We start from the raw sequence: 13698 nt of genomic DNA on the forward strand, positions 1-13698 counted from the left end.
CCACAGGGGCAGAAATAGCCTCTGTGGTTCTTTTGCTATACCTTTAGCTATACCTTTAGCTGTTCTCAATAATCGTCTGTAGTGTAGTCCGGTCAAGACCTTCTACCAGCTTGATTAGAAGCTCTTTAGCGGCATCATAGTCATCACTGTGAATCACTGATGAAGCGGTGTGTATGTAGCGGGAGCATATTCCGATTACTGCGGAAGGAACGCCAATTCCACTAACGTGAACCTGACCTGCATCTGTTCCGCCTTGGGATACAAAATACTGATATTTGATCCGGTGAGTATCCGCCGTATCTTGTACATATTCAATCAGACCACGATGTGTAACCATTGTAGGGTCAAAAATACGCAGGAGAGCACCCTTGCCCAGATGACCAAATGCTTGATTGTCACCTGTCATATCGGCAGCAGCGCTTGCGTCCAGACCAAAGAAGATGTCCGGCGACAGGAGATTAGCCGCAGTACGCGCGCCCCGCAGACCTACTTCCTCTTGTACAGTGGCACCAGCGAAAACGGTATTCGGCAGCTTTTTACCATGCAATGCTTTAACTAGTTCAATGGCGAGACCTACGCCGTAACGGTTATCCCAAGCTTTTGCCAAGATTTTTTTTGGATTAGCAAGAGGGGTAAATGGACAAATCGGCAGAACTTGTTGGCCTGGTCTAACGCCAAAGCTTTCTGCTTCCTCACGGCTGTCTGCACCGATATCAATATACATTTTGCTAATTTCACCAGTCTTGCCGCGTTCTTCGTTACTTAGCAAATGGATAGGGGTGCTGCCAACAACACCGGTCAACGTTCCTTTAGGTGTAATGATATGAAGACGTTGGGATGCAACAGCAGAGGCCAACCAGCCGCCAAGTGGTTGAAAACGGATCATTCCGGTGTTAGTAATTCCAGTTACCATGAAACCTACTTCGTCAAAATGCCCGGCGACCATAATCCTTGGCCCGTTCTCTTCGCCGCGCAGTACGCCGAACAAACTACCGAGACGATCCTGTACGAACTCTTCAGTATAAGGAGTCATAGCATCCTTGACGTAAGCGCGGAGTTCGCGCTCAAATCCTGGGGCTGAGGGAAATTCGGTAAGTGTTTTGAACATGTCCAATGTTTCTTGATTCATATGAATTCACTCCTTTATTAAAATATAAGAACTCATTTATACATCATTCTTATATTTCTACGAGAAACGGATGTTATCCATAATGGACCACATCGTTATTTCTTCCTGCAACCTAGTATGAACATTCTGGGCTCACTTGTCCATGACAAGAGACAATGAACACCGGGCACGAGCTCCACGAATACTATGCATTAGAGGCTTTGGTGGCAGGAGCCTTAGAAAGGATGCGAAGATGAATGAGGGTAGCGGGTAGCGTACCCCCAAGAAGGGTGCAGGGAGGATTATCAAGTAGGAGCCTACAAGTAAACGGAACGCGCAGACGATACTGGCGCCACAATCCACGGGAAAGAGAAGCAGTACTTATTTTTGTGCTCTTTTTATTGCTGATTGTTGTGTTACTGTATTTTTCCTGAACTGGAGGGACATAACGAAGCGGAGGATGGCAAACAATAAGGAAAACTTCTAAGCGAAGAACAACTTAAGGGGCTTAAAAGTGAGTACTATGATGCTTGTCAGCCCCCTTCGCCTAACTTTCAGGAGGTGCCTCAATGCCGGCGAAAACTAAGAAATCGGGTGTCAAGCTGAAGCTTGACACCCTGACTCCACAAGATTACGAGAAATTGTCCAAGCCCTTTGTACCTGCTAGGCCCGTATTCAAAAACTGTATACGAGCGTTTATTGCTGGCGGCATAATCTGTGTAATTGGACAAGGGATTCAGGAGGCTTTTATGGCAATTTTCGATATGACCTCCAAAGAAGCCGCCAGTCCGACAGTTGCAGTGATGATTCTGCTCTCCGTAATCCTGACCAGCTTTGGGGTGTACGACAAAATGGCTCAATGGGCTGGTGCAGGAACGGCAGTTCCAGTGACCGGGTTCGCAAACAGTATGTGTTCTGCAGCTCTGGAACACCGCGCAGAGGGCCTTGTACTTGGTGTAGGCGGCAATATGTTTAAGCTTGCGGGTTCGGTCATCGTATTTGGTGCCGTCGCTGCTTTCATAATTGGCATCGTCTATATCTTTTTGGGCACAGGAGGTGCACACCATACATGAAACAGCTTGGTAGTCAGACATGGGAGTTCACGAACCGCCCCGTTATTTTAGGCTCTTCCGCAGTAGTTGGACCGGAGGAGGGAGAAGGTCCTTTAGCTTCAGATTTTGATTTTATATTTGATACGCTGGAAATGGATGAGAAGACATGGGAGAAGGCCGAGCGCGCTCTTTTCGAGAAGGCTTCCCATCTGGCTCTGATTAATGCGAATATCGATAAACAAAAGCTGGAGTTTTTTGTTGGCGGAGATTTGATGAACCAGATTATCAGCAGCTCTTTCGCGGCAAGAAAATTAGGCGTGCCTTATCTCGGAGTCTTTGGTGCTTGCTCTACCTCTATGGAGAGCCTTGCGATTGCCTCAATGATCGTTGATTCTGGAGGCGGTAAGTATGCGCTAGCGGGAACATCAAGTCATAACTGTACGGTGGAGAAGCAGTTTCGTTATCCAACGGAATATGGTTCGCAGAAACCCCCAACGGCGCAATATACAGTTACAGGTTCGGGTTGTGCTGTAGTGGGTCAGAATGACGGTTCGGGTAACTATCCAGTCGTGGTTTCGGCCACACTTGGACGTATTATGGATCTTGGTTTGACAGATCCTTTTAATATGGGGACGGCTATGGCACCTGCGGCGGCGGATACCATTACTGCGCATTTTCGGGATACAGGCCTATCGCCTGGGCACTATGATTTAATTGTTACTGGCGACCTGGCATCCGTAGGGTTACCTATAGCCAAGGCCCTATTGGCTAAAGAAGGAATTCCAATGGAGCAAACAACCTTTAACGATTGTGGTCTGCTTATCTACGACTTGGAAAAACAGAAATATGTGATTGCTGGAGGAAGTGGCTGCGGGTGCTCAGCGGTTGTAACCTATGGTCATATCCTTAAGCGGTTAAAAAAAGGTGAACTTAAACGGGTGCTTATAGTGGCAACGGGCGCACTTTTATCACCTTTGTCTTATCAGCAGGGAGAGAGTATTCCATGTGTTGCTCATGCTGTAGCCATAGAGAGCGGGGGTGAAGCATAATGATGATTTACTTATGGGCTTTTCTGATTGGAGGAGCCATTTGCGTTATAGGGCAGCTGATGTTCGATGTATTGAAGCTGACACCTGCACATACGATGAGTACATTAGTTGTGGCCGGAGCGATTGCTGATGCTTTTGGAATCTACGATCCACTTGTGAAATTTGCAGGAGCTGGAGCAACCATTCCGATCACAAGCTTTGGGAATTCCTTGGTCCATGGTGCATTAACGGAGCTGGAGCGAGATGGCTGGATCGGTGTAGTTACGGGTATTTTTGATATTACAAGTGCGGGCATTTCGTCAGCTATTGTGTTCTCCTTTTTGGCAGCTTTAGTTGTACGGCCGAAGGGGTAAAGTTAATTCTACATGAAAAGGTTGTCGTCATAAAAAGACGGCAACTTTTTTTCGTTGTTTAAAAATTGTAGGATGTTTCATCTTATGGTTTTTTCTGTATCTTCACTTCGTGATCTTCAACAATGTACTTTGGGTCCCCTAATCATGTAAAATATAAATAATACTGTTTATTCTGGCTAGGAGGATCATATATGCCCGTACGTCAAGAATCGATGCACATCATGAATGCTGTACGCACTAATTTGGAATCCTGCATACTTGGAAAATCTTTTGAAATACAGTTGCTGCTAACTGCACTGCTTGCTGGTGGTCATGTATTGATCGAGGATGTACCTGGAACAGGAAAGACCCAGCTAATACGAGCACTTTCAAGATCAATGTCTGGTGAATATCGCCGGATTCAGTGTAATCCGGATATACTTCCAAGTGATATTACAGGTGTTTCTGTCTATCATCCTAGGGATGAGATGTTTCATTTTCGGCCAGGCCCGGTGATGACGAATATTTTGCTAGCCGATGAAATTAACCGAGCTACAACGAAGACGCAATCCGCACTTCTGGAAGTGATGGAGGAACGAAACGTAACCGTAGATGGAGAGACGTATCCGCTTCCGCATCCTTTCATGTTGTGCGCTACCCAGAATCCGATAGATTTTGAGGGAACCTACACATTGCCTGAAGCTCAGCTAGATCGATTTATGCTGAGAATTAGCCTTGGATATCCTGATGCAGCGACGGAGAAGAATTTATTGCTGAGCCATCAGGAAGGCCAACCAGTGGACAGGCTTTCTCCAGTAACAAGCATGGAACAAATTGCAGGGATTCAGGAAGAGATTCGCGACATCTTCATGAGCGATCCTGTGCTGAATTACTTGTTAGATGTTGTGCGGCAGACAAGAGAACATCCACTAGTAATGCTGGGTGCAAGTCCACGTGCCTCACTATCCTTTATGATGGCTTGTAAAGCTTATGCCTTTTTGCAGGGACGAGACTATGTTCTGCCGGATGACGTGAAGATCCTTACTCCATTTGCCTTGGGTCATCGTATATTGCTGCGTCCAGAGTCGCGCCTAGATAATATCAGCGTAGAATCTTTGCTTCAAAAGCTTCTGCAGAGCATTCATGTGCCTGTTACGATGAGGCAATGATATGAGACGTTATTTGTCGTCGGTAGCAGCCATCATTCAGCCCTCTAAGCTAGCAAGCATCCTTGTAATTTGGAGCATTACACTCTTATATGTACTTTTTCAGGGCGGGAAAACTGCATTTATGTTGTTTATCATGGTCTCTGTACTTATTGCATATTTGATTGCTGGAGGTTTAGGAGGCGTTCGGCGAGCTAAGGGCACTCGCAGCCTTTATTCTGAACAAGACAAGGGAGATTTGCTCTCTGCCGGAGGGCATCTTCGTGTAAAACTAAAGATTACAATTCCCGGGATTTTACCCTTGCCTTATGTGGTTGTAAGGGAGGTTCTTAAGCGGCATAATGGAGAATCGTGGTTATTTGAAGAAAGTGTGATCCCCAGCCTCAGAGGAATTGGGGAACTGAAGTTTCAGACACCAGCCTTAGAGCGTGGAACTTACACGTTCTCAAATACGGATATTATCAGCCAAGATATATTTGGGCTTGTCGAGCATAAGGGAACATTTTTATCGGAAGGGCAATTTCAGGTTTTGCCTCGTGCGATCTACGTTCCACGCTGGCAGTTATATGAGAAAAAATCTCGGTTATCTGGGCCGCAGACATCCGTTGTTCAATCTCGGCGTGAAACCACACAGATTAATGGCGTCCGTGACTATGTATACGGTGATCGCTTGACGCGAATTCATTGGAATGCTACTGCTAAGACAGGTTCTTGGAAATCCAAAGAGTTTGAGCATGAGTCGATTCCCAAAACCATTCTTGTTCTTGATGGAAGTACATCAGCTTATATGAATACGAATCAATTCGAATTAGCAGTTTCTGTGACGGCATCACTACTTGGCTTCGGCATTCGAGAGAGAATTGGAATTGGTCTGTGTTGTTTGGATAAGACGACAAAGGTGTTCGCACCCGTTGAAGGTGCTGCTGAGCGTCAGAAGATGATTCAATATTTAATCGATCTTAACGCTGAAGGTCGCGGTCCGCTAATCTCCCGATTGGAAAAAGGATACCGTATGTTTCCTAAGGGTTCTTACTTCGTGTTAATCAGTCCACAGCGTGGACAGCCTGTACTTGATGCACTACGGTGGGCTGACAGCAGAGGGATGACTGCTTCTCACATTCATGTGCGAAATTCGGCAGAGATAAATAGAGGTAACGATTGGATAGACATCCTTAGATCTCGTGGAATAACCGGTTATGGTATTAGCTCGCTTCAAGAGCTTCCCTCAGTGTTAGGAGGGGAAGGATGATATGAAAACCTGGTGGAATCAGATAAAATTCTCCTGGCACCGTTCCGTCGGCCTATTTTGGCTATTGATTATTGCACAGCAGTGGATTTCTTATACGGAACCCATCTGGTTAAATCAAACCACTGCTTCTGTATGGGCAGCTCTATTAACGATCACCATCATTGAGATTTTTATCCCTGTTAAAGTTCAATTCAGACTGATTATAGAAGCATTAGCTATTATCTATATCCTTTATCGCAATATTACTAATTATGGAATTTATGTTCCTGATCCATGGGCCACAACCCTTCTTGATAAGCTCCAGGATATTAGTGTGTATATGGTGCCGTATATTTGGTTTGCACTTGGTGCCTCTGCCTTGCTGCTGCTATCGTCTTGGTGGGTATCCTCGAAGAAGCGTATCTTATGGTTTATAGGAATGAACATTGTAGCACTGGCTGCTCTTGATTCCTTTACATCTATTGTATTGTGGCAGGAAGTGGCTTGGACAGTATTTGCGGGTATGGGATGGCTTGTCAGCCAGCACCTGAGAAGTTTTCAGCTACATTATCCGCGTGGATGGGTACATTTGCTGGAATATCCCTCGAAAATAGTTATGAATATCGCAATCGTCTTTTCTCTGGTTATTCTAATCGGTGTGAATATGCCGGATGTAAGGCCTACTTTGACGGATCCTTATACGGCGTGGCAAGAGTGGAATGGAATTGGAAAGTCTTCTGGTAAGAGCACAACTGGAACAACGAATTCCAATACGGGCTCAAGCTCTTCTGTAAACAATACTTCGTCAGGCTATAGTCTGAATGATGACAACCTAGGCGGGGGCTTTAACTTCGATTATACCCCGGTGATGACAGTGATTTCGGATTTACGTATTTATATGCGTGGCGAAACACGCAGAGTATACTCCGGAAGTGGATGGTCGGATAAGGATCGATTGAAGCGAGGACCTATAGAAGAGGTGGAGACGGGGAAATCCTTGGAGCAAAGTGTGGCTTCTAAGGTCACTACCCGCACATTGAAACAGACGGTGAAAGTGCTTAACAATAATGAATTTCCGGTGTTGTTCGGTGCTTATTCTGTAACTTCGGTGGATTCATTGAATGGTGAGGCAGCCGGGAAGGGTATTTTCTGGAGAGATCGTGATAGTGAGCTTCTATGGGATATGGATGGGAAGAAACTCGACTATCCTTCGACCTTCGAGCTGACTTCTGAAGTTCCCGTCGTTCCTGTTCAGGAATTGACAGCAAAGACCTATGAGGAGCTATACAAAGGTAATGATCTGGAGGAGAGCTTTCTTCAGCTGCCTGATGACTTCCCTCAACGGGTTAAAGATCTGGCCGAGGAAATTACAGCACAAGGAACAACACCGTATGAAAAAACAGCGCTTTTGCAACAATACTTACAACAAACCTTTCCATATACCAACAAGCCGGATATATCACGTGTTTCAAGTGAGGACTTTGTAGATGGATTTTTGTTCGAGCTGAAGGAAGGTTACTGTGATTATTATTCTACAGCACTAGTTACTATGGCACGTTCTCTAAACATTCCTGCAAGATGGGTTAAGGGGTACGCACCTGGAGAACAGCCAGAAATGCCTATGAATCCGGCGCAGCAGGTGGGTGCTGCGAATAATAACTACACGATTACCAATGCAGATGCCCATTCATGGGCGGAGGTCTATTTTGGTGAGTACGGTTGGATTCCTGTTGAAGCTACACCGGGGTTTAATGCTCCTCTACTGACTAAGAATGAGCAAATACCTGAGACAGAGCCGGAAGATCAAGATGAAATGGCAGAACCTACACCTGCACCTGTGACTAATGCACAAGAAGATCAAGGCCTCAATGTGGGTTTATGGGTAATTTTGGCGGCAGTGGTTGTATTGTTATCTTGGACTATTTTTAAAGTTTGGCATATTCGCTTTAAGCTGCGCTTCTTCGTTCAACAGATGCGAATGGGCCGACCTTTAACGCCTGATCAGAAAGTTGTGGCAGAAACGGAGCGTTGGGTAAGGTATTTGCATCGTAAGGGAATGATAAAGGAAGAGCATGAAACACTGCGTGAAGCCGTAGTCCGCTGGAGTCAGGAACGACCTGCTGTGGCCAATCCGCTTTCTTCACTGTTAACGATGTTTGAACAAGCGAAGTATAGCCCTGATGTTATTGAAGACAAAGACTGGCAGAGCGTGTATACTGAAGCTTTGCGGCTGCGGAGAACGATAAGATCCAAGAAATAGCGTTTTTGCAGTAAATCATTGATATAGATTTATTTGCGTAGCGCATGGAGTATGTTATAGTTTTTTGTATGAAATCGAGGTGAACGTATTGTTTGAAATGTTAGTTCCCAAACTCCGGGTGAATACGGTATTCGATATTTCTCTAGAAGAGCTGTATCGACAGGGATACCGTGGAATCATTACGGATCTGGATAACACACTGGTCGGTGCCAAAGCGCCTGTGGCTACTCCGGAGCTGTTGTTATGGTTTGAGAAGGTGAAGGAAGTGGGCTTTAAGCTCATCATCGTATCCAATAACAACATGGATCGGGTGTCACGCTTTGCTACACCGCTTAATATTGAATTTGTGCATCAGGCTCGTAAACCGAGTAATGCTCCTTTTCTCAAAGCGATGAAGCAGATGGAGTTGCCACCAGAGCAGACGATTGTGGTGGGAGACCAAATGCTTACAGATGTATACGGCGGCAATCGGCTTGGCCTGTATACCGTATTGGTGCTGCCAATCTCCGTTAAGGATGAAGGGTTCGGCACAAGATTTAATCGCCGGGTAGAGCGAGTTGCTCTGACGCGGCTTCGTAAAAAAGGATTGTGGCACGAGGAGGAAAAATAGTAATGAACGAACAAAGTGAAACACAGCGTCCTGAGAAGTGTAGCGGTTGTGGTATCAAGCTTCAGACGGAGCATAAGGATCAATCAGGATACCTTCCGGAAGTCGCACTAGATCGGGACCCTGTGATTTGCCAACGCTGTTTCCGGATTAAAAATTATAACGAGGCTTCATCTGTTTCTGTGAATCAGGATGAGTTTCTTCGCTTGCTGAGTGGCGTAGGGGAGAAGAATGCACTTGTTATTCATATTGTTGACATTTTCGATTTTGAAGGCAGCTTGATTTCCGGCCTGCAGCGGTTTGTCGGCAATAACCCAGTTATTCTTGCAGTGAATAAATGTGATCTGCTACCTAAGGTTACGAACTGGAATAAACTGCGTAACTGGATGCAACAACGCTGTAAAGAAGAAGGATTGCGGACAGCTGAAATCGTACTTTGTAGTGCGAAACGTAATCAAGGCTTTGACCGTTTACTGGAAGCCGTAACAGAACTGCGCGGTCAACGTGATGTTTATGTAGTGGGTGCAACGAATGTGGGGAAATCCACGCTTATTAATCGTCTGATTTCGGACTATAGCGATTTGGAACAGGAATTAACGACTTCGCGTTACCCTGGTACAACACTCGATACGGTCAAAATCCCATTGGATGATGGCCACTATATTATAGATACGCCAGGGATCGTGTATCCGTGGCGTTATAGTGAACTAGTTGAGCGTCAGGATCTGGATGCTGTTATGCCAGCTAATCCGTTGAAGCCTGCTGTCTATCAGTTGAATGAAGGACAGACACTATTCTTCGGTGGACTGGGACGTTTTGATTTCGTGCAAGGTCCGCATCAATCGTTCACTTGCTTTATTAGTGGTACTTTAAAAATCCATCGCACCAAACTGGAACGTGCAGATTCCCTTTATGCGGATCATCGTGGTGAAATGTTGTCTCCTCCAGGAAGTGACCGGATGGACAAGCTGCCACCATGGCAACGGCATGAGTTCCGGATTAATAAAGGCAGTCGGAGCGATCTATATATTTCAGGTTTGGGCTGGATTAAGGTCAACGGGACAGAAGGCGCAGTCGTGGCTATCCACGTTCCGCGTGGTGTGAAGGTGCTTACCCGCCCTTCGATGATCTAACGGGGAGGCTACTACAGTGTCTTTGATAACTGCAACCGAGGGCTACAATACCGGGAATATTTTACTGGGCGTAATGGGAGATCCTATTATACAATCAAAATCTCCTATTATGCATGAAGCAGCACTGCAAGCACTAGGGATTCCGGGTGCTTACGTACCGCTTCATATCCTTCCAGAGAATCTGGAGGATGCGGTGCAGGCGATTCGCACGCTTGGATTCCGTGGGGTAAATGTGACGATTCCGCATAAGGTTGCGGTGATGGCTCATGTGGATCTATTAGATGAAAGTGCGGTAGCCGTTGGTGCAGTCAACACGATTGTTAATAACAACGGGATACTCACCGGATATAATACGGATGGAATCGGTTATGTACGTTCGCTTAAAGCGGAAGCCATTTCTGATCTGTCAGGTACGAAGATAATGGTAATTGGAGCCGGCGGAGCAGCAAGAGGAATTGTTGCCGCACTGCTTCAGGAGAAGCCTTCAACTATCCTTATCGCTAATCGCAGTGTTGATAAGGCGCAGGACTTGGCCGCTGAGTGCCAGAGCAAAGGGAATGTCATTGGGATTAGCATGAACGAAGTAGCGGAAATGCTAGATGGTGTTGATGTATTGATCAATACAACCTCCGTAGGAATGTATCCTCATATGGATGAGACACCGATAGATCCTGGACTGCTTCGTGCAGGCATGGTCGTAAGTGATCTGATTTATAATCCGCTGCATACGCGGCTATTGTTAGAAGGACTTGAACGGGGCTGTACGATTCATGGTGGCCTCGGGATGTTTGTCTATCAGGGAGCCTATGCACTGGAATATTGGACAGGGCAACCTGCTCCTACGGAAATCATGCGACAGACCATACTCCATTGTCTGGGTGGAAAAGAGTAAGAAATGGATTCATCAATTTAGGGTAATAATATATGTTAATTAAGGAGTTATTCATTTATGTTAACTGGTAAACAAACACGGTATCTTCGTTCATTGGCGCATCACCTCGATCCTATTTTTCAAGTGGGCAAAGGTGGAGTAAACGATCACCTCGTACGCCACATTGAAGAAGCTATTGAGAAGCGTGAGCTTATGAAGATTAGTATACTGAGCAACAATATTGAGAATCCCAAGGAAATCGGTGCTGCATTGGCTGAACAATCGGGTTCTGAGCTTGTACAAGTGATCGGAAAGACCATTGTCCTTTACAAGGAATCGCGTGATAACAAAACTATTGAGCTGCCACGCTAATACCTGAAAGCATACTACCGAGGAGGTCGTCCTCTTGAAAGTTGGAATTATGGGAGGTACCTTTGATCCTCTTCATATCGGTCATATGATGGCGGCGGAAGCAGCTAGAGAAACATATGGACTTCAAGAAGTATGGTTTATGCCTTCACATATTCCGCCTCATAAACATGAGGCAGGAGTATCTGGAGCAGATCGTCTGGCAATGGTGCAGGAAGCTATACACAATCATGAAGCTTTTCGCACACTAGACTGGGAAGTTGTCAGAGGTGGCGTTTCCTATACGTATGAGACCATAAGACGGCTGCAAGAGGCGTATCCGCATTTCGATCTTTATTTCATCATTGGAGCGGATATGGTCCAATATTTACCGAAATGGAACGAGATTGAGGAGCTTGTGCAGCGGCTTACATTTATCGGCGTAGGTCGTCCGGGAACCCCTCTTGATCTAGACGCATTGCCAACCTATATAGCAGAAAAGGTTCTACTAGCAGATATGCCTCTGGTTGATATTTCTTCAACGATGTTAAGAGAACGGGCTGCAGCGGGCAAATCTATTCGTTATATGGTACCTGAGGCAGTGTTCGAATATGTTCAAAGGAGTGGATTGTATGGCATACAGCCGCGAAGCTCTGATTGAGGCGGTCTCGACACAAATGCCTGCAAAGCGCTGGAAGCATACACTGGGCGTTATGGAGTCATCCATTCAACTAGCGGAGCAATATGGCGCTGATCCTGAGCGTGCAGAGACAGCCGCAATTTTACATGATGTGGCTAAGTATTGGCCTGTGGAAAGAATGAAGGAGATTATCGAGCAGAATCATCTGAACTTGAATCTTCTGAAGCATGACAAGCAGCTGTGGCATTCGGAAGTAGGCGCCTTTGTAGCAGAGCAAGAATATGGGATCACAGATCCGGATATTCTTAATGCGATCCGTTTTCATACCTCAGGTCGTGAAGACATGAGTTTACTTGAGAAAATCGTCTGTCTCGCCGACTATATCGAGCCTGGCCGCGATTTTCCAGGGGTTGATAAGATACGTAAGCTGGCAAAAGTAAGTTTGGAAGAAGGACTAGTCGCTGGATTTGATTCTACGATTAGTTTGTTACTGGAAAAACGCCGAGTGATCTTTCCGTTAACGGTACTGGCGCGTAATGATTTAGTTAGAATATTGGAGGATAAAATATGAGTGTACAACCAAGCAAGCTGTTAGAACTGGCCCTTAAGGCTGTGGAAGATAAAAAAGCAATGAACGTAGTGGCATTAGATTTGCGTACTGTTTCACCGATTAGTGATTACTTTATTGTATGTCACGGTAATTCGGATACCCAAGTTCAGTCCATCGCTACCGAAGTCCGCAAAGTGGTCCATGAAGCAGGCGGAGTAATTAAGGGGATCGAAGGAATGGATTCAGCACGTTGGGTGCTGATGGATCTTGGGGATGTTATCGTTCATATTTTCCACCGCGATGAACGTGAATATTACAATATCGAGCGTCTGTGGTCGGATGCCAAGGTAGTGGAGACTGTATGAGTTTGATTGCAGGAACTACAGTTACACTTAATGTAGTAAGAGAGGTATCCCCATACGGATTTTTCCTGAATGCAGGAGATCAGGATGTTATGCTGCATTATACGGAGCTTACAGAGAAGGTTAAGACGGGCGATAAAGTTGAAGTCTTTATCTTCTTTGATACCGAGGATCGTCTAGCGGCAACGATGAAGAAACCGTTTCTGACGTTGGGTGAAATGGCCTTATTGGAAGTGGCTGATATTCATCCGCGTCTAGGCTGCTTCTTGGAAATGGGCCTTGGACGGCAGCTGTTGTTGCCCATCCGTGAGCTTCCAGAGCTTCCAGAGCTGCGTCCTCAGGTCGGCGACTATGTGTATGCGATTATGGAGCATGATAAACAGGGACGTCTTCGTGCTAAGTTAGCCGGAGAACAGGAACTAGCTCCGCTAGCTCTTCCTGCGCCAGAATCCTGGATGGGACAGACTGTAACAGCCCGGGTTTACAAACCGCTGCAGATGGGGACTTTTGTTCTTGTAGATGCTGGGGTTTTAGGCTTTGGTATTATCGGTATGGTCCACTCCTCTGAACGGAGTCGTCTACTACGACTTGGGGAGCAGTTTGAAGCACGTGTCTCCCATATCCGCGAGGATGGACGTGTTAACCTTTCTATGGGTCTCCGTAAAGAAGTAGGTATGGATGTAGATTCTGCCACGATTTTGGAGTTCTTGCATGCCCGTCCGGGTGGAGCAATGCCTTATTCCGATGCAACACCGCCAGATATTATCAAGCAGCGTTTCGGAATTAGTAAATCAGCCTTTAAGCGTGCGCTTGGAAAGCTGATGAAGGAAGGCCATATTACTCAAAAAGAGAATTGGACGTATCTTGCTCCTAAGGAAGAGGAAGGTTCAACCGAGGGAAATGAAGAAACAACCGAATAATTTAAAATATAAGAAAGTATAAGCTTCGCACTATACTTTTCCCTTATATTTCTCGCATAAACGCTTACCGTC

General features: G+C 45.8%; 15 protein-coding genes. 14 read left to right on the forward strand and 1 reads right to left on the reverse strand.

Translation table 11 applies throughout. The features are described from left to right. Positions 1 to 55: 55 nt before the first annotated feature. A complete protein-coding gene (locus tag QNH28_RS07335; protein ID WP_283910798.1) occupies positions 56 to 1129 on the reverse strand; it encodes a M42 family metallopeptidase in 1074 nt (357 codons plus the stop codon). Between the two features lie 548 nt (positions 1130 to 1677). Between QNH28_RS07335 and spoVAC the strand changes: the two genes are divergently transcribed. The 14 genes from spoVAC (at position 1678) to QNH28_RS07405 (ending at position 13626) form a co-directional block, all read left to right on the forward strand. Then, positions 1678 to 2181 (forward strand): stage V sporulation protein AC, encoded by a 504-nt coding sequence (gene spoVAC / locus QNH28_RS07340; RefSeq protein WP_042185955.1) that lies wholly within the window; start codon positions 1678 to 1680, stop codon positions 2179 to 2181. Further along, positions 2178 to 3209: a stage V sporulation protein AD gene (spoVAD, locus tag QNH28_RS07345; RefSeq protein ID WP_283910799.1), complete on the forward strand. Its 1032-nt coding sequence runs from the start codon at positions 2178 to 2180 to the stop codon at positions 3207 to 3209. Before spoVAC ends, spoVAD begins: the two co-directional genes overlap by 4 nt. 2 nt (positions 3210 to 3211) lie before the next feature. Further along, complete coding sequence (spoVAE, locus tag QNH28_RS07350) at positions 3212 to 3562, forward strand: stage V sporulation protein AE (RefSeq protein ID WP_036675923.1); 351 nt, start codon at positions 3212 to 3214, stop codon at positions 3560 to 3562. Between the two features lie 191 nt (positions 3563 to 3753). Beyond that, positions 3754 to 4710, forward strand: coding sequence for an AAA family ATPase (locus QNH28_RS07355; protein ID WP_283910800.1), 957 nt, complete (start codon positions 3754 to 3756; stop codon positions 4708 to 4710). Position 4711: 1 nt separating this feature from the next. After that, positions 4712 to 5956, forward strand: coding sequence for a DUF58 domain-containing protein (locus QNH28_RS07360; RefSeq protein ID WP_283910801.1), 1245 nt, complete (start codon positions 4712 to 4714; stop codon positions 5954 to 5956). A 1-nt stretch (position 5957) separates the two neighbouring features. Further along, positions 5958 to 8195, forward strand: coding sequence for a DUF4129 domain-containing transglutaminase family protein (locus tag QNH28_RS07365; protein WP_283910802.1), 2238 nt, complete (start codon positions 5958 to 5960; stop codon positions 8193 to 8195). 88 nt (positions 8196 to 8283) lie between these two features. Then, positions 8284 to 8805 carry a YqeG family HAD IIIA-type phosphatase gene (locus tag QNH28_RS07370; RefSeq protein WP_094874299.1) on the forward strand — a complete coding sequence of 174 codons (522 nt, stop codon included), beginning with the start codon at positions 8284 to 8286 and terminating at the stop codon, positions 8803 to 8805. Positions 8806 to 8807: 2 nt separating this feature from the next. Beyond that, positions 8808 to 9935 carry a ribosome biogenesis GTPase YqeH gene (gene yqeH / locus QNH28_RS07375; protein ID WP_283910803.1) on the forward strand — a complete coding sequence of 376 codons (1128 nt, stop codon included), beginning with the start codon at positions 8808 to 8810 and terminating at the stop codon, positions 9933 to 9935. Between the two features lie 16 nt (positions 9936 to 9951). Continuing rightward, complete coding sequence (gene aroE, locus QNH28_RS07380) at positions 9952 to 10827, forward strand: shikimate dehydrogenase (protein ID WP_349655039.1); 876 nt, start codon at positions 9952 to 9954, stop codon at positions 10825 to 10827. A gap of 57 nt (positions 10828 to 10884) precedes the next feature. Beyond that, positions 10885 to 11178, forward strand: coding sequence for a ribosome assembly RNA-binding protein YhbY (gene yhbY, locus QNH28_RS07385; RefSeq protein ID WP_042185967.1), 294 nt, complete (start codon positions 10885 to 10887; stop codon positions 11176 to 11178). A 34-nt stretch (positions 11179 to 11212) separates the two neighbouring features. Further along, positions 11213 to 11815 carry a nicotinate-nucleotide adenylyltransferase gene (locus tag QNH28_RS07390; RefSeq protein WP_283910804.1) on the forward strand — a complete coding sequence of 201 codons (603 nt, stop codon included), beginning with the start codon at positions 11213 to 11215 and terminating at the stop codon, positions 11813 to 11815. Next, the gene (gene yqeK / locus QNH28_RS07395) at positions 11787 to 12365 is read left to right on the forward strand and encodes a bis(5'-nucleosyl)-tetraphosphatase (symmetrical) YqeK (RefSeq protein ID WP_283910805.1); all 579 of its coding nucleotides are present in this window, start codon (positions 11787 to 11789) and stop codon (positions 12363 to 12365) included. Before QNH28_RS07390 ends, yqeK begins: the two co-directional genes overlap by 29 nt. Further along, positions 12362 to 12709: a ribosome silencing factor gene (gene rsfS, locus QNH28_RS07400; RefSeq protein WP_283910806.1), complete on the forward strand. Its 348-nt coding sequence runs from the start codon at positions 12362 to 12364 to the stop codon at positions 12707 to 12709. Before yqeK ends, rsfS begins: the two co-directional genes overlap by 4 nt. Next, complete coding sequence (locus QNH28_RS07405) at positions 12706 to 13626, forward strand: CvfB family protein (RefSeq protein ID WP_283910807.1); 921 nt, start codon at positions 12706 to 12708, stop codon at positions 13624 to 13626. Before rsfS ends, QNH28_RS07405 begins: the two co-directional genes overlap by 4 nt. Positions 13627 to 13698 lie beyond the last annotated feature (72 nt).

The organism is Paenibacillus sp. G2S3 (assembly GCF_030123105.1).
Classification (GTDB): Bacteria; Bacillota; Bacilli; order Paenibacillales; family Paenibacillaceae; genus Paenibacillus_AQ.